The sequence below is a fragment of the Microbulbifer sp. MKSA007 genome (assembly GCA_032615215.1).
Classification (GTDB): Bacteria; Pseudomonadota; Gammaproteobacteria; order Pseudomonadales; family Cellvibrionaceae; genus Microbulbifer.
Genome location: CP128433.1, coordinates 3904465 through 3928953, shown reverse-complemented (window position 1 = coordinate 3928953; position 24489 = coordinate 3904465). Strand labels below are relative to the sequence as shown.

Annotated in this window: 20 protein-coding genes and 1 tRNA gene; 11 read left to right on the top strand and 10 right to left on the bottom strand. The window is 48.3% G+C overall.

Going from position 1 to position 24489, the window contains the following annotated elements; all coding sequences use genetic code 11:
- Positions 1-74 precede the first annotated feature (74 nt).
- From QT397_20350 to QT397_20335, 4 genes are all read left to right on the top strand, one after another.
- A complete protein-coding gene (locus QT397_20350; protein WNZ55196.1) occupies positions 75-449 on the top strand; it encodes a hypothetical protein in 375 nt (124 codons plus the stop codon).
- A gap of 150 nt (positions 450-599) precedes the next feature.
- Positions 600-2399, top strand: coding sequence for a BamA/TamA family outer membrane protein (locus QT397_20345; GenBank protein WNZ55195.1), 1800 nt, complete (start codon positions 600-602; stop codon positions 2397-2399).
- Complete coding sequence (locus tag QT397_20340) at positions 2399-5701, top strand: translocation/assembly module TamB domain-containing protein (GenBank protein ID WNZ55194.1); 3303 nt, start codon at positions 2399-2401, stop codon at positions 5699-5701. The genes QT397_20345 and QT397_20340 overlap by 1 nt, the downstream gene beginning before the upstream one ends.
- Complete coding sequence (locus QT397_20335) at positions 5596-6402, top strand: translocation/assembly module TamB domain-containing protein (GenBank protein ID WNZ55193.1); 807 nt, start codon at positions 5596-5598, stop codon at positions 6400-6402. Before QT397_20340 ends, QT397_20335 begins: the two co-directional genes overlap by 106 nt.
- Positions 6403-6442: 40 nt before the next feature.
- On the opposite strand, the gene QT397_20330 is transcribed toward QT397_20335, so the two are convergent.
- From QT397_20330 to QT397_20295, 8 genes are all read right to left on the bottom strand, one after another.
- Positions 6443-7204 carry a hypothetical protein gene (locus tag QT397_20330; protein ID WNZ55192.1) on the bottom strand — a complete coding sequence of 254 codons (762 nt, stop codon included), beginning with the start codon at positions 7202-7204 and terminating at the stop codon, positions 6443-6445.
- Between the two features lie 178 nt (positions 7205-7382).
- On the bottom strand, positions 7383-7856 hold the full coding sequence (locus tag QT397_20325) for a hypothetical protein (GenBank protein WNZ55191.1): 474 nt from the start codon (positions 7854-7856) through the stop codon (positions 7383-7385).
- An 88-nt stretch (positions 7857-7944) separates the two neighbouring features.
- Positions 7945-9072: a heparan-alpha-glucosaminide N-acetyltransferase domain-containing protein gene (locus QT397_20320; protein WNZ55190.1), complete on the bottom strand. Its 1128-nt coding sequence runs from the start codon at positions 9070-9072 to the stop codon at positions 7945-7947.
- 490 nt (positions 9073-9562) lie between these two features.
- Positions 9563-9892, bottom strand: a complete 330-nt coding sequence (locus QT397_20315) for a YceK/YidQ family lipoprotein (protein ID WNZ55189.1) — start codon at positions 9890-9892, stop codon at positions 9563-9565.
- A 247-nt stretch (positions 9893-10139) separates the two neighbouring features.
- Positions 10140-10568: a hypothetical protein gene (locus tag QT397_20310; protein ID WNZ55188.1), complete on the bottom strand. Its 429-nt coding sequence runs from the start codon at positions 10566-10568 to the stop codon at positions 10140-10142.
- Between the two features lie 259 nt (positions 10569-10827).
- Positions 10828-11556 carry a hypothetical protein gene (locus QT397_20305; GenBank protein ID WNZ55187.1) on the bottom strand — a complete coding sequence of 243 codons (729 nt, stop codon included), beginning with the start codon at positions 11554-11556 and terminating at the stop codon, positions 10828-10830.
- 102 nt (positions 11557-11658) lie between these two features.
- On the bottom strand, positions 11659-12507 hold the full coding sequence (locus tag QT397_20300) for a zinc-dependent peptidase (protein WNZ55186.1): 849 nt from the start codon (positions 12505-12507) through the stop codon (positions 11659-11661).
- Complete coding sequence (locus QT397_20295; protein WNZ55185.1) at positions 12504-12926, bottom strand: nuclear transport factor 2 family protein; 423 nt, start codon at positions 12924-12926, stop codon at positions 12504-12506. Before QT397_20295 ends, QT397_20300 begins: the two co-directional genes overlap by 4 nt.
- Positions 12927-13110: 184 nt before the next feature.
- On the opposite strand from QT397_20295, the gene QT397_20290 reads away from it, so the two are divergent.
- Positions 13111-13869 carry a transporter substrate-binding domain-containing protein gene (locus QT397_20290; protein WNZ55184.1) on the top strand — a complete coding sequence of 253 codons (759 nt, stop codon included), beginning with the start codon at positions 13111-13113 and terminating at the stop codon, positions 13867-13869.
- Between the two features lie 179 nt (positions 13870-14048).
- On the opposite strand, the gene QT397_20285 is transcribed toward QT397_20290, so the two are convergent.
- Positions 14049-14951 carry a LysR family transcriptional regulator gene (locus QT397_20285; protein WNZ55183.1) on the bottom strand — a complete coding sequence of 301 codons (903 nt, stop codon included), beginning with the start codon at positions 14949-14951 and terminating at the stop codon, positions 14049-14051.
- 152 nt (positions 14952-15103) lie between these two features.
- Between QT397_20285 and QT397_20280 the strand changes: the two genes are divergently transcribed.
- From QT397_20280 to QT397_20265, 4 genes are all read left to right on the top strand, one after another.
- Positions 15104-16081, top strand: coding sequence for a DUF1852 domain-containing protein (locus tag QT397_20280; protein WNZ55182.1), 978 nt, complete (start codon positions 15104-15106; stop codon positions 16079-16081).
- 28 nt (positions 16082-16109) lie between these two features.
- Positions 16110-17138, top strand: coding sequence for a methionine synthase (locus tag QT397_20275; protein ID WNZ55181.1), 1029 nt, complete (start codon positions 16110-16112; stop codon positions 17136-17138).
- A gap of 25 nt (positions 17139-17163) precedes the next feature.
- Positions 17164-17676 carry a flavin reductase family protein gene (locus QT397_20270; GenBank protein ID WNZ55180.1) on the top strand — a complete coding sequence of 171 codons (513 nt, stop codon included), beginning with the start codon at positions 17164-17166 and terminating at the stop codon, positions 17674-17676.
- A gap of 82 nt (positions 17677-17758) precedes the next feature.
- A complete protein-coding gene (locus QT397_20265; protein WNZ55179.1) occupies positions 17759-18541 on the top strand; it encodes a sulfite exporter TauE/SafE family protein in 783 nt (260 codons plus the stop codon).
- 443 nt (positions 18542-18984) lie between these two features.
- Here the strand turns inward: QT397_20265 and QT397_20260 are convergent.
- Positions 18985-19061 (bottom strand) — tRNA-Arg (locus tag QT397_20260).
- A 356-nt stretch (positions 19062-19417) separates the two neighbouring features.
- Between QT397_20260 and ftsH the strand changes: the two genes are divergently transcribed.
- On the top strand, positions 19418-21400 hold the full coding sequence (gene ftsH / locus QT397_20255; GenBank protein ID WNZ55178.1) for an ATP-dependent zinc metalloprotease FtsH: 1983 nt from the start codon (positions 19418-19420) through the stop codon (positions 21398-21400).
- A gap of 588 nt (positions 21401-21988) precedes the next feature.
- Positions 21989-24286, top strand: coding sequence for a TonB-dependent receptor (locus tag QT397_20250; GenBank protein WNZ55177.1), 2298 nt, complete (start codon positions 21989-21991; stop codon positions 24284-24286).
- The last annotated feature ends 203 nt before the right edge of the window (positions 24287-24489 follow it).

The following is a 24489-nucleotide window of genomic DNA, read 5'->3' as shown; positions in this document are numbered from 1 at the left end:
GCCATTTAGTTTGCTGCGGTTCTGCGCTACCCTTCACTTTATAAACACCAATAATTTACGGTAGAAAAACAGTCATGGTTACTTATTTGTACTGGGCAGCGGTGATTGCCCTGGTTATTGCTTCTCTTTTTATCGGCAGTCGCCTGGGCAGCCTTAAGATCGGCGCAATCGTGGCTGCGGTTTTCTTTGTTGGCGGCTGGCTTGCCTACTACTTTCACTATGAGCAGGTTTTCGTGAAGCGTTTTGGCGGGGTCATGCGTATCTCTGTGCCCGATGGGTACCGCCATATCGGCGCCACCTGGAAAGAAGATAATTTGTGGATCGAGAATTATAACCCCAAGACTAACCAGTGTATTTTCACGGAGTATTCCAAAGGAAATATTCTGGAAGGGCGGGTGATTATCCAGGATTGTAATCCCTTAATGCCCAGCCAAGGCACACAGCCATAGAAGTCCCAAACGCCGAATCGGCTTATTGGCTGCTCAATAAGTCGATTTAATTATCCCAGCTGTTGTCATCAGCTGGATATTCCAGCCTACGGAGGGAACGGATACCCGGATTTTTTGCGGAGTAGCCGCTACTGACATTGGATAAAGATCTTGCGAATTCTCTTTGTCTCCCTACTTGTTGCCCTTCTAGCGCTGCCAATGCAGCTGGCAGCAGCCATCCCATTTTTTGATCGCTTGCCGGGTTTTACCCTGCTGGTGCAGGGCGATCCCCAGCTGCAGGAAAAATTGACCTCCGAACTCAACGAGTTGCGCAAGAACAGTAGTGCGCTGGAAAACTACGATGATCCGGCGGATATTGCGCACTATGAGCGGGGTAACCTGGAAAAATTACTGCGTGCGCAGGGATATTATGATGCCACTGTGTATGAGTCTGTTTCTGGCAACCAAATTTTCTATAGTGTCACTCCCGGCCCCCAGTACCATATCAAGAGCCTGGATATTATTATGCCGGCCGGTTTGCGGGCAGGCTTTAGTGGTTTGCCTATCCATGTTGGAGATCCCCTGATTGCCAGCAAGGTACTTGAGGGCGTAGAAAAAATTACCAAGTACCTCAATGAAAATGCCTGTCTGTTGAATGTGGATGTCAGCTACCAGGCAACGGTGATTCACCGGGAAGCTGCTGCGAGACTGGAATATCGGGTGGCCCCCAGCCCCGAAGTCCATGTTGGCCAAGTCCGCATTGAAGGAGTCACCTCTATCGAAGAGGACTACCTGTTGGATAAGGTCAAGATTAAATCCGGGGATTGCTTCAGCCGCAGTAAACTGGATGCTGCGCAGTTGCGCCTGCTGCGCACCAACTTAATTGCCAATGTAAATACTGAAGTTTCTGAACCCTACGATGGGTTGGTGGATGTTACTTTTGTTATTCAGGAGCGCAATCACCGCACCATAACCTTGGGGGTGGGGTACACCTCTGATGAGGGAGCCGGTATTTCAGCAGCCTGGGAACATCGCAATGTTTTCCATCGTGGGGAAAAAATTGAAGTCGAAAGTAAGCTGAACGAGGTAAAGCAAACCCTGGAAGGCAAGCTAACTATTCCCCGTTTCTTCCATGACAAGCAACGCTTGACCGCCAGTATTGCTTTGGAAGGAGAGGATGTTGATTCCTACCGTTCAGAGTCCCTGACATTCAGTGCACTGGTATCGAGAAAAATCAGTAAGCATCGCACGCTGAGTGGTGGCGCTGAGCTGAAATTCAGTGAAGTGGACGAGAAGGTGGAAGGGGCAGTTGAAGCAGATGATCCCGATGAAAACTACACGCTGTTAGCTTTCCCCTTGGGCTTTAAATTAAACACGACAGACAAACCCCTGGATGCCCGCCGTGGCGCCACTTCTGCGTTGGAAGTAAAACCCTATATCGATCTTAGAAATACCAACACCACCTTTATTAAAAATACCCTACAGCTCACTGCGTATAAAACAGCCGATGACTGGCGTTATAAGCCCACCTTGGCAATAAGGTTGAAAGCCGGGGCAATTACAGGAGAGTCGAATCTTGAGCTGCCTGCGGATGAGCGCTTTTATGCCGGTGGCGGTGGCTCCGTGCGGGGTTATGGTTACCAGGAGTTGGGTCCGCGACTTATTGAGATTAATGATGAGGGTGAGGAAACCCTCTCCGATGCTATCGGTGGTCGGGGACTTAGCGAGATTTCTTTTGAGGGCCGTTTTCGTTTTACGGATACCTGGGGAGGTGTGATTTTTCTCGATGGCGGCAATGCCTATGAGGACGCAGCGCCCAAGTTTTCCGACCTGTTTTGGGGAACGGGTTTTGGCGTGCGCTATATCACCTCCTTTGCCCCTATCCGCATGGACATCGCCTTTCCTCTCGATCGCCGTGAGGGCATCGATGATCGCTATCAGGTGTATGTGAGCTTGGGGCAGGCATTCTGATGCGCTGGTTGGGCCTGTTTGCGCTGGGCGTTGCCCACTGGGTGGGTGCTTTCCTGCGTGGGCTCTGGCGCTCTCTGGGTGCTGGGGGTTCCCTGGTAACAGGCATTTGTCTGTTCCTCCTGATGTCCGCTATCTATTTCCTCAGCACGGAACCGGGGCGCGTCGGCCTTACTCGTGGGGCTTTTTACGCTGCCGAGCAACTGGTGGACGACCTCGAAATTGAGGCAGAGGGAATTCGCAGTGAAAAATTAGGATTTTGGTTTTTCGAGCGACTGAGAATTGACTATCGAGCTAATACGCTTGCCGAAGCCCAGGACCTGGAAGTTAATCTCAACAGCTTGTCCCGAAATCCCATCGATATCGAGCGAGTGGGGGCCAAAGATTTACTGCTCAACCTGAATATCCTCAATGAACTTCTCTCTGCGTTGGTAGATTCCGGCGAAGAGGAGGTTGAAGTTGTCAGTGAGGAGCAGCCATCGACTACTTGGGAGTTGCTAGTTCCCGGGTTTCGCTTGGCGCAGCTGGATATAGCTCGCCTGCAATTGGTGGACAGCCGGTTGAAGGGGATTCCCCCTGTTGCTATTCAGGCTAACGCCCAATACCGCTGGCAGGGTAAACCGGCGCAGCTATTTATCGAAGTGAGTGAGCTGAATGGTTCCGAGTTTAATCTCACTGTAAATGGCCGGATGCAGGGCGAGCGCTTTGTAATCGATTTCTCTACCAGTGAGGTGGGCCAGGGGTTTGTCAGTCGACAGCTGCATCTGCCGGAAAATCAGGTATTGGATGCTCGCGGTGAATTATCCCTACGTAAGCAGGGTGAAAAACTGCTGCTGGATATTAATTCGATCGCAGCTCCTCTAGCAGAACATCAACTGGATCTGACAGGAAGAATCGAAGCCGATATCAATCCCTGGCGCTTATCTTCAACGGGGATTTGGCTGCGAGTGGATGAGCGGCGCAGTACGATTAAAGGCAACATTAGCGCGGACGGTGTCAATGGGACAGTTAACCTCAATCAAATCCCGCTAACACTTTCCCGCCCTTGGCAGGATATCCTGGACAGTGGTTGGCTCAGCGCAGATTTTTCGGTGCAGGGCTCCCTGCAACAGCCGAATATTAATGGCAGCTTACAAGTGGAAAGCAGCTATCGGCAGCAGCCCCTGCAATTGGAAGGCCGGGTCGATACCCAGGCAGGTGTGATTGACTTGCAAGCCTTGTCTTTGCACTTTGCCGGTGCACGGATCGAAGTGCTCGGTACTGTAGATACGAATTTGAAAGCACTGGATTTGGTGGGAGAGATTGATGAGTTGGGTGTTGAAGAAATTCGCCTGCTTGCAGCTTCGCTACCCCAGGCTGATAGGGTAGTTATTCCCACTGCTTTATCCGGCACCTTGCACCAGTTGCGTGTGGAGGCAATCGGCTCATGGAAAAACCCAAACCTCAATTTGTCTCTGAGTGCAGTGAGTGCTTACCACGACTTACAGGGTGAGTTGTCGGCGGCGATAAGTGGAAACCTGCACGCGCTGACCATTGATGAATTGGTGTTTACTGGTGAGAAGCTAAATCTGGAAGTAATCGGTCAGCTTGATATTGAACAGAAGCAGCTGGATTTACACGGGCAGATCGACGGCAAAAATATCAGCTTGCGCGATGACCTTGGAGTTACCGAGGCAGGGGGTAAGTCTAGGGGGACTTCCGAAGTAACAGTCCGGGGAGAGTGGAGTAATCCCCAGGTAAGTATTTTACTGGATTCCAATGGCGTCGCGCAGGATTACCCCTTTAACTTAAAAGGGGAAGCCAGTGGCGATATGGACCTGATAGAGGTCAGTGACCTGCGATTGGAGTTATTTACCAACGGCAATGGCAACCAGTTTGGTTCATCCTCAAGCAGAGGCCCTCAGTCCCCCGTGATTGCCTCAGGTTTTGATAAAGGGGAGCCGGAGCCCCTACAGAGCCAAAGCCGCCTGACAGCCCTCGCTGAGGATGCCCAGCAGTTGGGTCGGGTGGGGGTGGCATTGTTGCAGGCCGATGGCTCTATCGAACCTAGGCAAGACCGATTACAAATTGATATGGGCGCGCGCAATCTACCGCTGTTCCTGGTAGATCTCGTCGGTCTCTCTCTCCCTAACTCCCTTGAAGGGGAGTTGAGCTTGGATGGCAGGGTTGATGGGGCTATTTCAAACCCGCAGATTAAAACCAACCTGATCGCCCAGGGAGAGTTTCATCTGGAGCCCTGGCATTTACAGGGTACTTTGGACTATGCAGACAGGAGTCTGGTAACTGATGGTATCGAGCTGCTCTGGGCGGGTCGCAACCAATTATCGATACTGGGTAGCTTGAATGCAGAGCGACTGGATTTAGAGTTGCGCGGCCAGGGTGATCTATCGGATTTGGCGAATAGTTTTTCCAGCGGTAGGGCGGGTAATGGTGATGTCAGCCTTTATGCCAGTATTGGTGGAAGTCCCAAGCAGCCTGAATTCCAAGGGGAGTTGCGCGCTACAGGAGAAGCCCTGGGGCTAGGGCAGCGCGGAATTCAGGTTCAACCGCTTTCGATAGTGTTGGATTGGCAGACAGAGAATGGAGAGCTGGATGCATCCCTGATTGCCCAACACGGCGGTAGCAACGCAGTAAATAGCCAAGTAAGTGTCTTGATTGCGCCGATCTTCGAACAATTATTTGCTGAGAATAATCAAACTGGTGGCCTGCGAAATGTGCCCTTCCAATTGCAGGGGCGCGGTACGGCCGATTTGTCAGTGATTGCGGAATATATTGATCCCCGTGTCCACCGTATGCGCGGCTTGCTCAGTTTCAATGTTGACGGTACCGGAAATTGGCAGCGTCCTCTATTAACCGGTGATATCGAATTGAGTAATGGTCGTTATGAGCACCGACCGAGCCATACTCGCATTGCGGATATTAACTTCTACGCGCAGCTGTCTCCTGAGGAGTGGCGGATTGTACGAGGAAGCGCTACCGATGGTGATGGTGGGCGGATAAACCTGGGAGGGGCGGTCTTTTTACCTCCGGATAGCTCGCCCAGTTTTGATATCGTATTAAGCCTCAGTCGGGCCCACTTGCTGAACTCACCTGGAGTACGCGGTGCAATATCCGGTGATGCCCGTTTGTCGGGCTCAACCCAGGATGCAGAAATTACCGGGCGATTCACTTTGAAGCCGCTGGCCGTACAGATTGAGCAATGGATTGGCAGCAGTGTTCCGGAAATCCAGGTGGTGGAAGTTCAGGTCGATGGCCCACAGGTGCAGCGATCTTCTCCCTGTTTAGCAAAATTGGATTGGATGTAGAGATTGTTTTGGACCAACAATCCTATGTGCGCGGACTTGGCTTAAATTCTCAATTGCGCGGCGTGGTGGATATTCGAGGCACCGCAGATAAGCCAAAAGCCTCCGGCGAATTAACAATTGTTCGCGGCAGCTTTGATTTATTCGGTAAGAAATTTGATCTGGAAGATGGCGAAATTCGCTTCGAGAATAATGAGGTCGCTATCCTGGTTGAAGGTGTCTATGAATATAGCGATGGAGAAATAACCGCGCAGATATCAGGCACTGCTGCGGACTTGGATATTACATTTACCTCTGACCCCTCGGCCTCTCAGGATGAAATTTTGGCGCAGTTGCTTTTTGGGAAGTCATTATCAGATATTTCACCTTTACAAGCTGTTCGTTTGGTTAGTGTCGTACGCAGTTTGCAGTCGGGTCGAGCGGTATTGGACCCTATCGCCAAGACACGCGAGCTGTTGCACCTGGATACACTCAATATTGAGCAGGAGGAGGGAGATGAAGGTGATGAGTACGCATTGAGCTTGGGCAAATATATTACCAATCGAATTTATGTGGAATTACAGAGAAGTACCGATCCTCTCAGTCCATGGCAGGCGGAGATGCAAATAGAACTTAGGGATAACCTCAACCTGGAGTTTAAAAGTGCCGATGACGGTGACAGCGGTTCCGGTAGTGTAGAGTTACAGTGGAAAAAAGATTATTAGGGTTTTCGCCACTAACCCCCTATCGTTGTAAGAAGCATCGCTAATATTTGGTGATCAGCATATCCGTTATTTTTAACGTGCAACCTGGCTGGGGTGGATTGTTGACGCCCCAGTTGTCGATCACGATCATCATGGATTCATCAAAAATTGCAGACCCCTTTTCCCGGTAGGCATGCCAAAGCTGATTTGAATCATCGCACTTAGACGCAGATGCTCCACACACTCTTATATCCCATCGATAGGTTCCACTAGCTTCACCCGATATGATTTTTCGGGATGTAAAAGTTATATGCTGTTGGGCACCACTCTTCACCTGTAGGGGACCTGTTTGGCTTGTCCACGCCGCCTGTTTGGGAAGCCCTCCCCAATTGGAAGCGAAACCTCCCGGACCATTAGAGCCTGTTGTTTCTACAAAATCGACTTCCCGCTGCCCCCCGGCCCAACATCCACCGGGTTGTTCACACCAGGGAAACATATAAACGGCAATCCACTCTTTAGCACCACACTTACCTGGAGGCACGTCAACCTTAAAGTCAATTGCAGAAATATCTTTCATTCTAATCTCGGTATTCCCGCATAGAACCGCAGATGTATAAGCGCAGGAGCCTTTGGTGTCCCCATCCATAATAATAACAGCGGACCCTTCCGTATTGCTTGGTTGAAAGCTGATTTTAGTGCAACGATTGTTCTTGGCCACTTTGTCATCTTGATGATTGAATTTGGGCTTACATGTTGTTGCTGATGCCAGATTTAAGGTGGATAGGGCAGCAAAGATCAGGAAGAGTCGGGTTGCTTGTAGCATGGTGCGGGGCTTGCAAACTATAAATCTCAATAAAGTATAGTTTGTGTCTTGATGATCAGGCTTTAGTAGAAATGTTTAGCCTGTCAATAAGATGAAGTTTGGCTGGTAGTAGAAAGGCCACCTTCACTTATCCAAAAGGTAACCTTGGTTTAGATGAAGTCCAACGTTCATAGGGTGCTTACAAATGATTCTGAACGTAACTTAAAACATCCGTTGGAGTGCAATTGTCCATAAATCTATCTTGCAGGCTGTAGGCCATTTTTTCCAGAGGTGCACCGTTGTAGCCGTAGGTCTGAATTTCACTGATATAACGTTTGATAAATGACTCTGCTCCCAAGAGAGACCATTGGTGGACATGGATTAACTCATGGAAATGGAGGGAAATGTCCGCAGCAAAAGGTGTTTTGACAAAGTAGGTATCTTTGTAAGTGATTCCGGCTACTTCCATGTCGACAAAGTCACCCAGACCAGCCTGGTAGAGCTCGGGAAACCTCGGTTTTGGAATATTATCAACCACTACAAAGTAGCTTTTGCTAAGAAATTCTTCTGTATAATACCCTGAAAACTTCTCTGTGAACCTTGCGCAAGATTGTCTCTCTTCTTTGAAGTCTATCAGTGTTTGATCAATCCAATGGTCTATTTTTTGCAACATCTATATCGTCCTGATTGGGAGGCAACTCTGGGGCTTTGCTCACCCCAGAACAGAATTTTCAATATACGAAATAAAGTTGTGCTGAGAGTTATACGTAGGAGTATATCACCGATCCACTTTCTTTTTTCTTTTGAAGATATTTCTTACAGGGATAGTAAAGTATCGCAATCAGAGCAATCCAGTAGGCATAGGTTCTCAGTAAATTAGGTGTGTAGCCTTCAGGCCATACTTTGGAGCCGTTGAAGAAGTTGGTTGCTACTCCAAACTCTAAGTAGCTCCATAGATGTGCGGACAGATTGATCACTGGGACATGGAGTAAATAGAAGAACAATGAGGCCTGCCCAAAGAGGAGCAATACATCCAGTATTCGGTTTTGTCGATTTTCAACGGTAGCCATGATCAGGAAAACTATACTCATTGTCATAAGGATATAGCTGAACGACATTGGGTATTTGGCGGTGTTGATAAAGCCCAGAAGCCCCTGCTGTGAAATCCAATCATTGGGGTCGCCAAAGCCTATTAGTCTAACCGCAATAAATATAATCGATAGCGCAGTTGCTGTTGTTATTAGTAGACGCACTCGTTGCTTGTTTGCCATCTCGTAAAGAGGCCCAAATACATAACCTAGGTACATAAGAGCAAAGAGGGGAATAATATTGTAAGCAGCAAAAATCCCGGTGTTGAACTCGAAAAGTCTAAAACTAGTGCGTACATGCGCAAGAATCCAAAGCCATTCATAGCCACCTAATAGCTGGCGCATGAAGTCATCATTCAGGTATCCATGTAAGGATATTACGGCCAGGCAAACGATGGTGGTCCATATCATTGGCAAATAGATTAAGCCCGCCAGTATGATCATGGATACGCCCAGGGCCCAGATTACCTGTACAAAAGCGTAATTATAAGCAAACTGCCAAGAGAGGTTTACCAAGGTTAGTTCGAGGATAACTAGTACTAACCCTCGAAGTATTAAGAATTTTGCCAACTCCGGCTTGGAGTTAAGTTTTTTACCGTGAAAGTAGGCACTCAATCCTGTAAGAAATATAAATCCAGGGGCACATATATGCGTGATCCAACGAGTTAAAAACAAAGCGATGGACGATTGGGATAGGTCCAATGGGTCAAACTGGGTCGAAGTCCAATAATCTCGAGTATGATCGAGGGCCATAATAATTACTAATATACCTCTAGTGATGTCTATTGCTGGATATCGCAATTTGTTATCTCCAAAGTTAGTGAACTTTATAGTGTTGGATCCTCAATGAGGTTTTACTACCTTGAAATTTGGTCGGCCGAAAGGTGATCAAGGGGATTTGTAATCTATCTCTATCGTTATCCATTTTCATTTAAGGATAAGCGGGAGCTGGCTTCCTTCAATATTGTACATATATTTTTTAGGCAACCAATTGATTTTTAGTCGTCTGGCATGGTAATGGAAGAACGATGGTGCAAGTAGGTTAATCTTTAACTATTCAAACTTATCTCTGCCATAAGATAGCCGATATTATTATCTTTTTGCTTCAGCTTTTAGCTTGCTAGTGGCCGGATCAGACATTTAATGATGAGTTAGAATATATGATCTCGGCCTATTATCAGTGTAAAGGTTTTTCGGTAAGTAAAAGAGATATTCCTGTTTTTTAGCCAGAGTTACTCTTAGAATAGTAATAGTTAGTAACCCCGAAATCTTAAGGTTGCATTGAGTATTCTCAGTTTACTTTGATATTGCCATGCTTTGCTTGGGTCATTACCGTATAAGGTAAAACAATCGTATCTGCTGCCACAGAAAAGACCGCATCTATAGCTTCCAGCGGAATATGGTTGAGTGTTGATCCAGTGTTTACAGTCTGGCTGGGCTCGCTATTCATTAGACAAAAGGAGTAGGAGGTACCGCTATATACTCTTGGAATGCTTTCACAGTAGCTCTTTTGGCCTCGATGAGCGATATCTACTTGGTTATCTTTTGGGTTAACGGTTTTTACCGTGGCGCATGAGGCACAAATGATCGAGGCTGATGCTAAAGAAATTATACGCTTCACAAACTAATCCTTGCTGATGTGATCTGGTGCGGACTATAGAGTAGCATTTTTTAAATCAGTTCCATATTTTATACGTGCTAAAGTAGCATCAGTGTCCAATTGCAATGTGAGGTTTGTAACACCTTGGCATTATTGTATTTCAATCTTGGAACAATCGTTCTACTTTAGTCTATGCTGATATTCCATTTTTTTTGATTAATTGATCTGTCTAGATAAATTACAAGGAAGGCTGCCTTGCCAGTGTGATTTAAGCATGAGAAATATGGTCTATAAAGAATCCCTTGACATACTTTTCATAAATCGTGGTTAGGACATCTGAATAAATTTGGAACTCAAACGGAGTTGTAGGTGGCAGTATACAGTTAAGATAGTCATATATTTCTGGTATATGCCGAGTGCCGTACTCCTCAAGTAGCTTTACCAATCTATTATCTCGTGAAGGGCGGTAGGCATCATCTTCAGTGAAATGATTATGAAGAATACATAAAATCCAGATGGTGGCGCCCTGTTGTAATAGGTGTTCATTAATACCAAGACTCTCCCCGTTTTCCTCGATTAATTTGACTTTAATATATTCGTACCCATTAAAATCATCATAGTTGATATAAGCAGTTTGTCCGTTGGCGAACCCACCTTCATCAATCATGTGGTAGTAAAGCAACAGTACAGATGACATTGCCCTATTTCCCACCTCAAAGTGGTTTTCAGTATTAATTATCATTCTTCTCCAGTGAAATTTGACCTGGTTTTATTGAGATTTCGCAAGCAACAACTGATAGATCAATATAAGAGCTTTACTGATAATAATACACCGCTCTTTAGGTGTCGGAGAACTAATACTCGGAGCCTTACAAATGGTAAACGATTTATTCTCACATTCTTTGTTGTGCAGAGGGATGTATGTTAGCTTTAGAAGTAAGATGAGATAAAGAAATCTAGTTGGTATTTATTTTTGCCTCAAATGCCCGCCAAAACTCCCGCTCATAGGTTTGGATTAACCGCACGCGAATGGCAATATCATTTTCTCGAACACCTGAAGCTAGTCCTCTTGCAATTATATCGATAGCCTGTTCCCTGAATCCTTCTGGAAGTTGGCTAAAAGTCATTAAGAAACTGAGCTGTTCATTGGTAAAGCGCTTATTTTGTTTGAGAGCTTTTGCAACGCGCTCAGCATTTTTGCCAAAACTCTGAAAGTTGATTAACAGGGCAGCGGCAATTTCGGCGGGTGTAGCGTAGTTGGCTAGCCAGGTAGTGTAGGCTGGGTAGGCTTGGGCACCTGCGAGTGGTTGGTATTGTGCGATCTGCTCGGGTGAGATACCCAATGCTTGAATTAGATTAGGTAACAGGGTATTAGCTTGAATTTCTGCTGTTGTAATTCGAGTAAAAAATGCTCTCGTACTATGTCCCGGTAAGCCACCAAAACGATGCAGAGATAGCGCATTACTTCTCAAGTCCGATAAGTTAATAAGGCGTTGCTCCATTGCAAAAGCCTGTAACTTAGCGTCCGGTAGAGTATTTTTTTCCAGCTGTAGAACAAAGACAGGAGTAGGGCCCTTGAGATACAGTTTTTCAAGGCGCTCTATCAGAGCCTTTGCATCCTGTTGGTTTGTGGCGATATCTGCTGTGGCCGGTTGAGTCATGGCCAAAAGAACAACCAGTCCCACAAGAGCGAATCTTAAACAATGCGTATTGGCCACTATTCCAACTCCGCTGGTGCACGAAATAAGCATAGCAGGAAGACAGAAACCAGACTGGTAGCGTATTTGTCAGGCCACAGTACTTTTTCCGCGTATTAATTCGGCGGGATCAATTCGATAGAAATGACTTAACTCCTTATAGAGTTCCGGGTGTAAGGCGTGCATAGCCGTTGGGATCGTATAGAAACTTTCTGTTGCTACAGCAAAGAACTCAGCGGGAGACTGGGCGCCGTATAAATCGAGCACAGAGGGTGTATCACCAGGAAACTCACCGAATTCGGCTCTTTGTCTCAAACGGTGGAATTCCCGGCTCATAACCTCAGCCCAGGTGGCCCCTTCATCACTGCTTTCAAATAGAGGGCGGCCATCAAAGTAACCATCCTCTTCATCGACTTTGTGGGCGAACTCGTGCAGGGCGACATTGTGGCCCCGTTCAGGCGATTGTAAATCTTTCTCCAGGTCACCCCAGGAGAGGACTACGGGTCCACGATAATGAGCCTCCCCTTCACGGGCACTGTGTCTGGCTGTTTCTATATAGCCTTCCCGACGTGTTTCGTGGGCGACATAGGTGTCCGGGTAGAGCAACAGGCTGTAAAGGTTGGGGTAGCATTCATTCTTGCGGCCCAATAGAAGTAAGCAGGCATGGGCAGCGATGGCCACCTTCATGCGTTCATTGACTTGAAGCCCCTCGCAACCGACAAACTCTTTGCCGTGGAGAAACAGGGCGATATTACTGCATAACTCTTGCTGTTGATTGGAGTTAAGGTAGTGATAGAGAGGAAGATTTTCCCTAATGAGTTGTAGCTGTTCCCGCGTTAAAGGTTTTGAGCGCAGGTAAAAAATGCGCCACTGCCGGTAGAAGTGGGGAACCAGCCATATCGCCAGGGCCAGCAGGATAATTGCGATAAAAGCGCTCACAGCTTAAACGCCGGTTGTTTGCGTGAGATATTATCTTCCAGCTTAAATTCTTGGCAGGGAGTCCCCTGGTGAAATTTCATTTGCCACTGCCCTTTACTTCTAACCCAAATAGATGATCGTTTACAAAACCCCTTGTACTCCCCTTGCTGGCCTCGCCGTGCAGATTTATACAACAGCATAATGACTGTGTCAGAGAGAGGAATGCATTCATAGCTTTGGCTGTGAATTTCCCAGCCCGTATTTTCCTCCTGTTGCATTGACCGCACTATTGCTTTGAAATCAAAGGTCCGCCCGGATTTCCCTACCTCTATAAAATCAGGGCTTAGTAGCTTGCTAATGACTTCAGGGTCTTTGCGTATCTCGAATTGATGCAGCTTTGTTTCATTCTCAATCAGAATATCGGCAATCTCATGTATCACTGTTTTACCCGGTATGCCCCAGTTGCAGCAAATTACTATTTGCCTGGTTTTAGAATGGGGAGTTTACTGCCGAATTCAAGGTTTCGGATGGATAGAGTTATGCGGAAGCGAAGCTTGATAAATGGGGGATGTCTGCCAACACTTAGAGCGTCTGGGTGATTTTCCTGTCACTGTGGAGAAGCTTATGCGTTCGCTATTGGCCCTTCTTATCTTGATGTTTGGAGTCTGTACCCAGGTGCTGGCCCAGTCCGGTGAAACCCCGTTAAAAGTGGCGATCGCCGGGGATGCTCCGCCCTATGTGATTGACGGTGCGACCAGTGGTTTGGAAATAGATATCGTTCGGCAAGCTCTCCCTGGCTATAAGTTGGAGTTCGTACAGATGGGGTTTGCGGAGACGGCTCCAGCACTTGAGCAGGGTATGGTTCAGGCAGCGGTGAATGTACTCAAGAAGAATGATGGCCTATTTTACTCGAACAATATGATCAGCTTTGCCAACTATGCCATTGCCAAAGCCAGTGCAGAAATGAAGATTGGCAGTATTGCAGATCTTGCGGGTAAGAAAGTGATCACTTGGCAGGGAGCTCCCATGGATCTTGGGCCCGAATTTGAAAAAATGTTTGGGCCCAATGGCACCCAGAAACAGAATGTTATGCAGGCGCCAACAGCTCGTGACCTGGTTGCCCAATTCTGGAAAATGCCAGATGCGGTCGCCGTGGTGGATATGGAGCTATTTAAGTACTACAGCAATAAAATGGGTCATACCATGGCTCAGGTTGACCTATTCCAGATATTCCCGATGATGACAGACTTTCGAGTCGGTTTCCGCGATGAAAAAGTGCGAGATGACTTTAATCGCGGGCTGGCAGAGCTGTGCAGCAGTGGCCGCTACAAAGCCCTATTGCAGAAATACGATGTGGTGCAAAAGCAGGATATTTGTAAGTAGATAGCCTGAAACTGCGGAACAATTAATCGAGAAAGAAGGGGCCTGGATCTTGTGATTTAGGCCTTTCTTGTTTGGTGTAGTGGGGCGGGGTCGGACCTACTGCACCTAGTTCGTTGTCGGCAAATAGAAACTTGCTGCTTAATGAATTCTTGCGGGGCTATCGATAAATCTTATCGGTCTTAGGTCCCAGTTTTTGAGTGCTCATAACCTCTGGCCAGTTTAATAAAAGCGCTCAGGTATTCAACTTCGCTGTCGTCTTCACGAGTTCCTAAGAAAATTTGTTTGGCAATACCTTGTCGCCCGAGGCGCACCACCGATAGTGCCAGCTTGGTAGAGTACTCCTCTGCAAGCCAGCGTGGCAGGGCCGCGACCCCGCGGCCGCTGGCCACCATTTGAAGCATGATATCGGTAGTTTCACTGGTCTTGTGGCGCAGTGGCACCACGCCCGCAGGGTTGAGAAACTGGGTATAGATATCCAGGCGGTCCGGCGGCACGGGGTAAGTTAACAACACCTGATCCCGTAGGTCTTCTGCTGTCAGGTACTTTCGCTTTGCCATCGGGTGATCTCGAGGGACTACCAGCACCTGCTCGTAGTCAAATACAGGATCGAAGCGCAGTCCGGCTTTATAGAAAGGGTCAGGTGTAACTAGCAGGTCGATTTCGTAACCCAGTAAAGCGCCGAGACCTCCGAACTGAAATTTCTGCTTAACATCCACATCCACGTCCGGCCAATCTTCCAGAAATGGCGACACGACTTTCAGTAACCACTGATAGCAGGGGTGGCATTCCATACCGATACGCAGGGTACCGCGCTCACCTTGAGCCATTTGCTTTAGCTTGCTCTCAGCGTGTTCCAGTTGTGGCAGGACTCGATTGGCCAATCCAAGCAGATACTCACCGGTCTGGGTCAAGCGCAAGCTGCGGCCCTCACGCAACCAGATAGGGGCCCCGAGGTTCTGTTCCAACTTGCGCACAGTATGGCTCAGCGCCGACTGGGTTAGGCAAAGGTGCTTGGCCGCTGCGGTTAGCGAACCGTGATGGTCTACGGCCTGGATTATTGTTAAGTGCGTGCGCTCTAGCATAGCTGTAACCGAGCAATCCATGAATAAATTTAATGGATAGTTGAAAATATACCATTTTTGTTCATTTATAAAGAAGCTTATCCTGCCTGGCAATGTCAATCACCAAGCAAAGAACTCAGTTTTTGCCTTAGGAATCAGGATACCAGGCCGCAATGAATAAAGAGTTTGCATTCAGCATCAAGAACTTACGCTTTGATGAAAACTATCGTCCAGCGGATAGCACGCGGATCACCACCAATTTTGCGAACTTGGCGAGAGGGGAGAGCCGTCGGGATAACTTGCTCAACACCTTGAGAATGATTGATCGTCGTTTCAATGCCTTGGCGCATTGGGACAACCCTAGTGCAGATCGTTACTCTGTAGAGCTGGATATTATTTCCGTTGATATTGATATTGAAGGCAACGGAGAAGCCTTTCCTACCATTGAAGTATTGAAGACGAATATTGTTGATCATAAAAACAATCAACGGATTGAGGGCATAGTAGGAAACAACTTTTCTTCATATGTGCGGGATTATGATTTCAGCGTGTTGTTGTTGGAGCATAACAAGAAGCAAGACAAGTTTAGCCTTCCTGAAGGTTATGGCGATCTTCACGGGAAAATTTTTCAATCGTTCCTGAATTCAAGTGCCTACAAGGATAACTTCAGCAAGCCCCCTGTTATTTGTCTGAGTGTATCGAGCAGTAAGACTTATCATCGAACTGAAAATCAGCACCCCGTACTCGGTGTTGAGTATCGGCAGGACGAATACTCTTTAACTGACGAGTATTTTGAGAAAATGGGTTTGCAGGTTCGCTATTTTATGCCGCCGGATAGTGTTGCCCCTTTGGCTTTTTACTTTCAAGGTGATTTGCTTGGTGATTATACGAATCTTGAGCTTATCGGCACTATCAGCACGATGGAGACCTTCCAAAAGATATATCGGCCTGAAATATACAATGCAAATTCTGTAGCGGGGACCTGCTATCAGCCCAGTTTGAAGCACCAAGATTATTCACTCACTAAAATTGTTTATGACCGGGAAGAGCGTAGCCAGCTGGCTATAAAGCAAGGAAAATTTACTGAAGAACAATTTATCAAGCCATACAGAAGCATCCTTGATCAGTGGGCCGCTAATTACGCGCTTTAATTAACAAATACAGATAAGATTATTTTTCATGAATCGCCTATTGCCAACTTCAAGCGCTGGAAGCTTGCCTAAACCATCCTGGCTCGCAGAGTCCGAAAAACTTTGGTCTCCCTGGAAATTACAGGGGGATCAATTACAAGAAGGTAAACAGGATGCCTTGCGCCTGACATTACAAGAGCAACAACAAGCCGGTATCGATATCGTTAGTGACGGGGAACAGACCCGCCAACATTTTGTGACTACATTTATTGAGCACCTCAACGGCGTTGACTTCGAGAAGCGGGAAACCGTTAAAATCCGCAATCGCTATGAAGCGAGCGTGCCGTCAGTTGTTGGCGAAGTATCTAGGCAACAACCAGTATTTGTTCAAGATGCCAGGTTTTTGCGCAAGCAAACCAGTCAAGCTATTAAGTGGGCATTACCTGGCCCCATGACAATGATTGATACTCTCTACGATAGCCACTACAAAAGCCGCGAAAAGCTCGCCTGGGAATTTGCCAAAATTCTCAATCAGGAAGCGCGTGAGTTAGAGGCTGCGGGTGTTGATATTATTCAATTTGATGAGCCTGCATTTAATGTTTTTTTTGATGAGGTGAATGACTGGGGGATTGCCACTTTAGAAAAAGCCATCGAGGGGCTGAAATGCCAAACTGCCGTACATATTTGCTATGGCTACGGTATCAAAGCCAATACAGACTGGAAGAAAACTCTGGGGTCAGAATGGAGACAATATGAAGAAGCGTTTCCAAAACTGCAAAAATCCAATATTGATCTAATTTCGCTCGAATGCCACAACTCCCATGTTCCAATGGATCTCCTTGAGCTTATTCGTGGTAAAAAAGTGATGGTGGGCGCTATTGATGTGGCAAGCAACACGATTGAAACACCGGAGGAAGTCGCCGATACCTTGCGAAAAACACTCAAGTATGTGGATGCTAAGGATCTCTATCCCTGTACGAACTGTGGTATGGCGCCTCTATCCCGTCAAGTTGCGAACCGTAAGCTCAATGCGTTAAGTGCAGGTGCAGAAATTGTTCGAAGAGAGCTCTCGGTTTAGCTGTCTACAATATTTAGGTGCTCCCATGTCACTTTCCAGTACAGCCATAGAACCGTTGCGCTTTCGCGAGGCACTGGGGCATTACGCTTCCGGTATTACCGTGATCGCATCGCGCCGTGAGGGTGAGCCGATAGGCTTTACCTGCCAGTCGTTTTATAGCGTATCGACGAGCCCGCCATTAGTGTCGTTCAGCGTTATGTCGAGTTCGTATAGCTATCCCAAAATTCGTCAGGCAGGTCGATTTTCGGTCAATATCCTGTCGGATGATCAGGTTACGATTTCCAACCAGTTTGCTCGTCAAGGCGCGGACAAATGGAGCGAAGTCGAATGGCAGGAATCGCCGCTGGGGAATCCCATTATCGCCGGCAGCTTACACTGGCTTGATTGTGAAATTCATGCTGAACACGCCGCCGGAGATCACCTGATCGTGATTGGTGAGGTAAAGGCGTTAAACCTACAAAAAGCTGCTGCAAGGCAGCCACTTCTGTATTTCAAAGGCCAATATCGCAACCTTACTGCGGTGTCCCCAGCCGGGTAATACATGTGAGCAACGGGTTGCGGACTTGCAGCCCCATCGCCTGCTTCTAGAAGAAACCCGCATGAATTAGTTCGAGGGATTTATGGAATTTCTACTCTACCTGCTGCTAGGAGCTGTGGCTGGGGTGCTGGCCGGCTTGTTTGGCGTTGGTGGTGGCATCATTATCGTACCCGTGCTGGTATTCAGTTTTACTGCCCAGGGTATCGATCCGCATGTGCTGACCCACTTGGCGGTGGGCACTTCGCTAGCGACTATTGTCTTTACTTCGATTAACTCGGTTCTGGAGCATCAGCGCAAAGGCGCGGTGCTATGGCCGACTTTTGCCTGGATGAGCCTGGGTATTCTTCTCGGTGCAAGTCTTGGCTCCTTCACAGCGGCAGCTATCCAGGGGCCGATGCTACAAAAGGTTATTGGTGTATTTGCTATCACCATTGCCATTCAAATGGGACTGGAACTCAAGCCCAAGGCCAGCCGCGCTGTTCCCGGCAAGTTGGGGCTGACAGCGGCCGGCGGGGTAACAGGCTGGGCCTCTGCCATCTTTGGCATCGGCGGTGGCACACTGACGGTTCCCTTTCTGACCTGGCGCAGCGTGCCGATGCAGCAAGCAGTGGCAACTTCCTCAGCCTGTGGTATGCCGATTGCTGCCGTCGGCGCTCTGAGCTTTATGGTTATTGGTTGGCAGCAACCTGAACTGCCCCAGTGGAGTTTTGGTTTTATCTACCTGCCAGCCATGGTCGGTATCGCCATCACCAGCATGTTTTTCGCCCGTTTTGGAGCGCGACTGGCCCACAAGTTATCTCCGCGATTGCTCAAGCGTTTGTTTGCCCTGCTGTTGCTCTGCGTGGGTGGAAGTTTTCTTCTCTGAGGCATCAATGAATTGCAGTCTATCGATTGCTATCTTGGCGTAGGTGCAGCTGCAAAAGTGGAAGGGGGCTTCAATCCTTTTCCAAGTGCGATCGGGCCCAAGTGAAGAGTATTAACTCCTAACTTTCTTTTGTGTGTCGAAATCTCTGGTCGAGCACAGGACCCTAGTGAGATGAAAATGGATTAACGTATCTGGAGGTTGCACAGTTGGTGCAATTGCTCCCGCTGACTGATGTGCGTATATCTATCCGCTGTATGGAACGAATGAAGAGATTGCTTCTAACCCTGTTGGGTCATTCAAGCTGTTTGTGATTGCTTAAAGTGAATAGGAGTTGCTGGGGGGGCGAGGCCGCGAAGAATAAATTGTGCAAAGAGCAGTTTGGCATTAGCTACTCTGCAACAAAAAAGGGCTTACGTCGTGAGACGTAAGCCCTTTTCTTTGTATGGCGCGCTCGGGAGGATTCGAACCTCCGACCGCCTGGTTCGTAGCCAGGTACTCTATCCAGCTGAGCTACGAGCGCGTCGTTATGGGTGCGAACTATAGAGAGTTGATTCGTTGCCGTCAACCTCTTTTTGGAAAAAATCCTTAAAAATCCGCAACTTATCGAGTTTCTGGGCCCCTCTGGGAGCGGTCGACCAGTCTCGACAGGGCGCGAATTCTGCCGTGCCTCTCCTCAATTTGCAAGCCTTACTTTGAAAAATACTGCCTTGAGTACCGATTGCGCCAGTTATCCAGGGGCGAGGCATTAAATTCCTCGGTGTGATTGGCGGCGAACTATACTCATTACTCTACCGGGATTCCGATGATTCGCACCTTTTCCATTGCCCATTGCCAGGTCCGGCCTATCTTCCGGCGGCAGGCTTCTCCAGAGATATAGTGAGAATATATGGCGGACGAGCAGGACCAAGAGCGAAAGCTGCCGCAGGGGAGTCTCCTTCACCGCCATCGGGAAAGCCGGTTCCGCAAGGGCCGCTGAATTGGCTCCAGTACTTCCTATGGATTTTCCTTTTAATACTGACTGTACAGTACTGCACTAACGGGCAGCTTTCCGGTAAGCGGACTGAGTTAGCTTACAGTGACTTCAAGAAAGAAGTCGCCGAAGGCAAAGTTGCCAGCGTGGTTATCGAGGGGGATAGAGTCAGCGGCACTTTTAAGCCGGAGGCGGGCAAGCTGCCGGCGTCAAACACTGGCGAGAAAGAAAAAAAGGCTCCACCGCCGGAGCACTTCACAACCATTTTACCTTCCGTTCAAGACCCCGAACTGCTGCCCCTTCTGGAAAAGGAGAAGGTGGAAATCCTGGCGGAGTCCCCGGGAGGGGGCTTTATGCAGCGAATGTTGATTCTGCTTCTGCCCTGGATACTGATTATTGGGCTCCTGGTTTGGATGGGGCGGCGAATGCAGGAAAAGATGGCCAGTGGGGCTCCCGGCAGTCCCTTCGGTTTTGCTCGATCACCAGCAAAGCGGTTTGAGCGCAGTGAGTCTCAAGTGACTTTCGATGATGTGGCCGGGTTGGCAAATGCGAAGAAAGACCTGCAAGAAGTGGCGGGGTACCTCAAGAACCCGGAGCACTATCGCAAGCTCGGAGCGAAGATCCCCCGGGGAATTTTGCTAATGGGGCCCCCCGGTACGGGTAAAACCCTGATGGCGAAAGCGCTGGCCGGTGAGAGTGAAGCGCCATTTTTCAGTATTAGTGGCTCTGAGTTTATTGAGATGTTTGTAGGAGTGGGGGCTTCCCGTGTGCGGGATATGTTTGCCGAAGCCAAGAAAGATGCCCCTTCAATTATTTTTATCGATGAGATTGACTCCGTCGGTCGGGCGAGGGGGACGGGTGTTGGTGGCGGACACGATGAGCGGGAGCAGACGCTCAATCAGATCCTTGGTGAGATGGACGGCTTTGACCCCCAGGAGGCGGTGGTGGTAGTTGCGGCAACCAACAGGCCCGACGTTCTCGATGCGGCGCTGCTAAGACCGGGGCGCTTTGACCGAAAAATTACTCTGGACCTTCCAGACAAGGCCGCACGCAAGGAAATTCTTGAGATTCATTCCCGCGATGTCCCATTGCACGGCAAGGTGGATCTGGAGCGGCTCGCGGCTCTTACTGCAGGTTTTGCCGGAGCGGATCTGGAAAACCTGATTAATGAGGCCGCACTGTTGGCGGGGCGAGAAGATAAGTCCGCAGTGGATATGGATTGTTTGTTGAGGGCGAGGGATAAAGTGGTTCTCGGTGGCGAGCGCGAAATGGTTATCGGTGAGGAGGATAAGCGGATTATCGCCTATCACGAAGCGGGACACGCGTTGGTAGCAACGCTATTACCCAATGCAGACCCTTTGGAGAAGGCAACTATTATCCCCAGGGGGCACAGTCTCGGCGCTACCGAGCAGATCCCCACGGAAGAACATCACAGTATGCAGGTTAGTTATCTCCGCGATCGTATCGGCGTAATGCTTGGGGGGAGGGTCGCTGAGCGGGTGGTGTTCAAGGAGGTGAGCACTGGTGCTGAGGCAGATTTAAAGCAGGCGACGCGACTGGCCCGTCACATGGTGACGCATTGGGGGATGAGTGAAAAATTAGGCCCCGTTGCTTTCCGCCGGGGAGAGGAGCATATATTCCTGGGGCGCGAGATGGCCCAGCAGAAGGACTTCAGCGAACACACCTCAGAGATTATTGATGACGAAATTATTGCGTTGATCAGCGGTATTGAGATGAAAGTAGATCAGTTGCTGACAAAAAATCGCAAGAAATTGGATGCATTGGCTGGGGCCCTTTTGGAAAAAGAAACCCTCGATGCAGCGGAAATAAATGAAATTCTTTCCCATGTGGCTGCGGGTGGTGATGACACATCTATTGCGCCGAAATAGCTCCTGGCTTTAATGGAAATTTATTTTTCAGGCGGACCCATTGGTCAAATTTAATGTGTTTGAATGTACCAGGTTAATTGAGTTTATTAGTTTTGAATTGCCGGTAACCTGAAATATCGAAGGGCACTTCCAGGCTGTTCTAAAAGAGCTGAGAGCGTATCAATTTAAAATAGACAAAAAGTTTTGTGTTTTTTGGGTGGTTTAGATACATATTGTCATTGGCTTTTTTGAAAATAATCAATTTTCTATGTAAAAGGGCAACTTAGGGTATCGCCCTTAAACAGTGCATAATTTTATTTTTTCCATTCCCTTTAATTTTTTTCTTCAAGTTGAAAGAACTTTCCAGACTAATTGAGTTATTTTTACAGACATTTACGTTAAATAGACTTCCACACACGGTTGTGAGCCTGTAACCTGTCCATGTCACAGATTCACTACGAAATCTGTGCCTCTTTATCAGCGCGGTCTTGAATCGGAGCTTCACTTAGTCGGAGCCTCTTTATAGAGGTAGAGCGGTGGAGCCAGGCAGTACCGATTGCGATAAGTCCGTTGTTGTACATAAAAAAAATAAAACAATGGAGAGAAAACATGGGAAGTCCGTCAAAACCCAAGCAGCACTCTGCTCTGCTTTCCGCCTGTTCCGTAGCAACTCTTTGGTTAGCCAGTGGTATTAGCCCCAGTTATGCCGCAGAGGGAGCAGTCGGCACCCTTATGGAAGAAGTGCAGGTAACAGCCCGTAAGCGTGCAGACGCAGAATTACTTCAGGATGTTCCGGTAGCGGCAACCGCTTATTCCGGTGACCAACTGGAGGCTCTGCAAACTAGGGATTTACAAAGCCTTTCTTTCAAAATGCCCAACGTCCAGCTGGAGGATGTGGGTACCGTAAAAAATACGGCAAACTTCACTGTGCGCGGTCTTGGAGTGAATAGCTCTATTCCATCAATTGATCCCACAGTAGGGGTCTTTGTCGATGGTATGTACCTCGGTGTGAATGCGGGTGTTGTTACCGATGTGTTTGACCTGGAGGGTATCGAAGTTCTCCGTGGTCCGCAGGGCCTGCTATTTGGTCGTAATGTTACCGGTGGTGCTGTCGTAGTTAAAACAGCGCGCCCAACTGATGAATTCTCTGCTCGCGTCAAGGTGTCCACAACGGATAATCTGGATGTGGTGACTGCGGGTTCAATTAATGGTGCCATCTCTGACGATGTTAACGGCCGTCTGACCGTTTACTACAACGATGACCGTGGCTGGTTCGAAAATGTTGCCACCGGCAATGATAATGCCGGTGCCTCTGACAGCTGGTTTATTCGCCCAAGCTTTAGTGTTCAACTCAATGAAACGGCAGAGCTGCTTGTGCGGATGGAGCACGGGCGCATGGACTCCGATGGGGTGGTTGCGCAAAACCGTGGTAATGAACCTTATATAGTTACCACTGAGAACGGTATTGTTGCCTACCCGAGTGCAACCCAGATTGCTGAGGCTTTCGGTATTCCTGATTGGGACAACAGTGAAGATTCTTTTGAGGTAGCCCAGGACGAAGAGGGTTATCAAAAAGACGAGTGGTCCCAGATCATTACTGAGTTCAATAAAGATGTTGAGTTCGGTGATGGCACTATCACAAATATCCTGGCTTGGCGTGAATATGAGGCGCGGGGCTTAGGGGATATTGATTCCCTGCCTTTTGTTGGTTTCCATGCGGACTCAAGTGTGGATCAGAGCCAGTTGAGTAACGAGTTGCGCTATGCCGGCCGTTTCGGTCGCACGGCCATCACTGCCGGTGCCTATTGGTTCTCTCAGGATGTAACCTACCTGGAAAATCGTTTGCTGGCCGACGGTGAGGGCGGCATTATCGATTGGACCGGTGGTGGTGTGCAGGATCACAGCACTTATGGATTCTTTACCCAGGCTGATATCGACCTGAACGAGGCCTGGGTGTTGACCCTGGGTGGACGTTACTCGAGCGAGGAGAAAGACGCGAAGATTGCCTCTATTCCCCTGAACCTCTGCACACTGGACGGCTGTGCTGCCTACGACTTTGAAGATAGCGAAAGCTGGAATGCCTTCACACCCAAAGTTGGCTTGCAGTGGACTGTTTCAGACGAGACGCAGCTCTACACATTCTGGACCAAGGGTTTCCGCAGTGGAGGGTACAACTTCCGCAACGCAGGTATAGATCCGACCACAGGAATGCCTTATACCCCGCAGGCAACGGACCAGGAAGAGCAGAGCAGCTTCGAAATTGGGGCTAAGGTAGACTGGCTCGATGGCCGTGTTCGTACCAATATGGCGGTATTCCACAACACTATTGATGATATGCAGCGGGAGGAGAATCTCGCTGACGCAGTGACCGGTGTAGCGCAAATCATTCGAAACACCGCAGATGCGACAATTCGTGGTGCTGAACTGGAGACCATGGCTGCGCTCAGTGAAAACCTGCTGCTTACCTTCAACGTGGGCTATGTAGATGGCGATTACGATAAGGTACTCGGTGACCTGAATGGTGACGGCCTTGTGGATGATGAAGACCTGGGTCTCGAGATCCCACGCTTGGCGCCATGGACTTATGGTATAGGGTTAGTGCACGATTTGTCTCTGGGTTCCTACGGAACAATCACCTCCCGCATTAACTACAATCATCGCGATGAAGCACCTTATACGGATGACAACAGAGGCATGTTGTCTGAAGTGGAAATGGTGGACTTTAGTATTGGTTATACTGCGGATAGCGGCCAATATACAGTTTCTGTATTCGGCAAAAATATGCTTGATGAAGTTACTGAGGGTAATGACACGCAGCTACCAGTTACCCTTGGTGGTATCGGTGCCAGCTTTACCCCGCTGAATAAAGGTCGTGTTATGGGGATTGAGTTTATTTACGAACTCTAATCTCGGCTGAGAATTTGCTGCTTAGAGAAAATATTTTTTAAGTCAGCAGACTTCAAAACGGCCAGTTCCTTTTCGCAATTAAAAGTTGTGATGGGGCTGGCCGTTTTTTATTGGGCTGCGTGTTGAATAAAAACTGCTTGATGATTTTTGATACTCTTGTTTTGTTAGCGTGGCAATAAAAGTGAACCTATAAAGGGGAAAAA

Excerpts from the sequence above, each read along its gene's own strand:
- QT397_20250 (WNZ55177.1), top strand. The coding sequence starts at position 21,989 with ATGGGAAGTCCGTCAAAACCCAAGCAGCACTCTGCTCTGCTTTCCGCC.
- QT397_20280 (WNZ55182.1), top strand. The coding sequence starts at position 15,104 with ATGAATAAAGAGTTTGCATTCAGCATCAAGAACTTACGCTTTGATGAA.
- QT397_20285 (WNZ55183.1), bottom strand. The coding sequence starts at position 14,951 with ATGCTAGAGCGCACGCACTTAACAATAATCCAGGCCGTAGACCATCAC.
- QT397_20265 (WNZ55179.1), top strand. The coding sequence starts at position 17,759 with ATGGAATTTCTACTCTACCTGCTGCTAGGAGCTGTGGCTGGGGTGCTG.
- QT397_20330 (WNZ55192.1), bottom strand. The coding sequence starts at position 7,204 with ATGCTACAAGCAACCCGACTCTTCCTGATCTTTGCTGCCCTATCCACC.
- QT397_20270 (WNZ55180.1), top strand. The coding sequence starts at position 17,164 with ATGTCACTTTCCAGTACAGCCATAGAACCGTTGCGCTTTCGCGAGGCA.
- QT397_20340 (WNZ55194.1), top strand. The coding sequence starts at position 2,399 with ATGCGCTGGTTGGGCCTGTTTGCGCTGGGCGTTGCCCACTGGGTGGGT.
- QT397_20350 (WNZ55196.1), top strand. The coding sequence starts at position 75 with ATGGTTACTTATTTGTACTGGGCAGCGGTGATTGCCCTGGTTATTGCT.
- QT397_20310 (WNZ55188.1), bottom strand. The coding sequence starts at position 10,568 with ATGTCATCTGTACTGTTGCTTTACTACCACATGATTGATGAAGGTGGG.
- QT397_20325 (WNZ55191.1), bottom strand. The coding sequence starts at position 7,856 with ATGTTGCAAAAAATAGACCATTGGATTGATCAAACACTGATAGACTTC.
- QT397_20275 (WNZ55181.1), top strand. The coding sequence starts at position 16,110 with ATGAATCGCCTATTGCCAACTTCAAGCGCTGGAAGCTTGCCTAAACCA.
- QT397_20290 (WNZ55184.1), top strand. The coding sequence starts at position 13,111 with ATGCGTTCGCTATTGGCCCTTCTTATCTTGATGTTTGGAGTCTGTACC.
- QT397_20335 (WNZ55193.1), top strand. The coding sequence starts at position 5,596 with ATGGATTGGCAGCAGTGTTCCGGAAATCCAGGTGGTGGAAGTTCAGGT.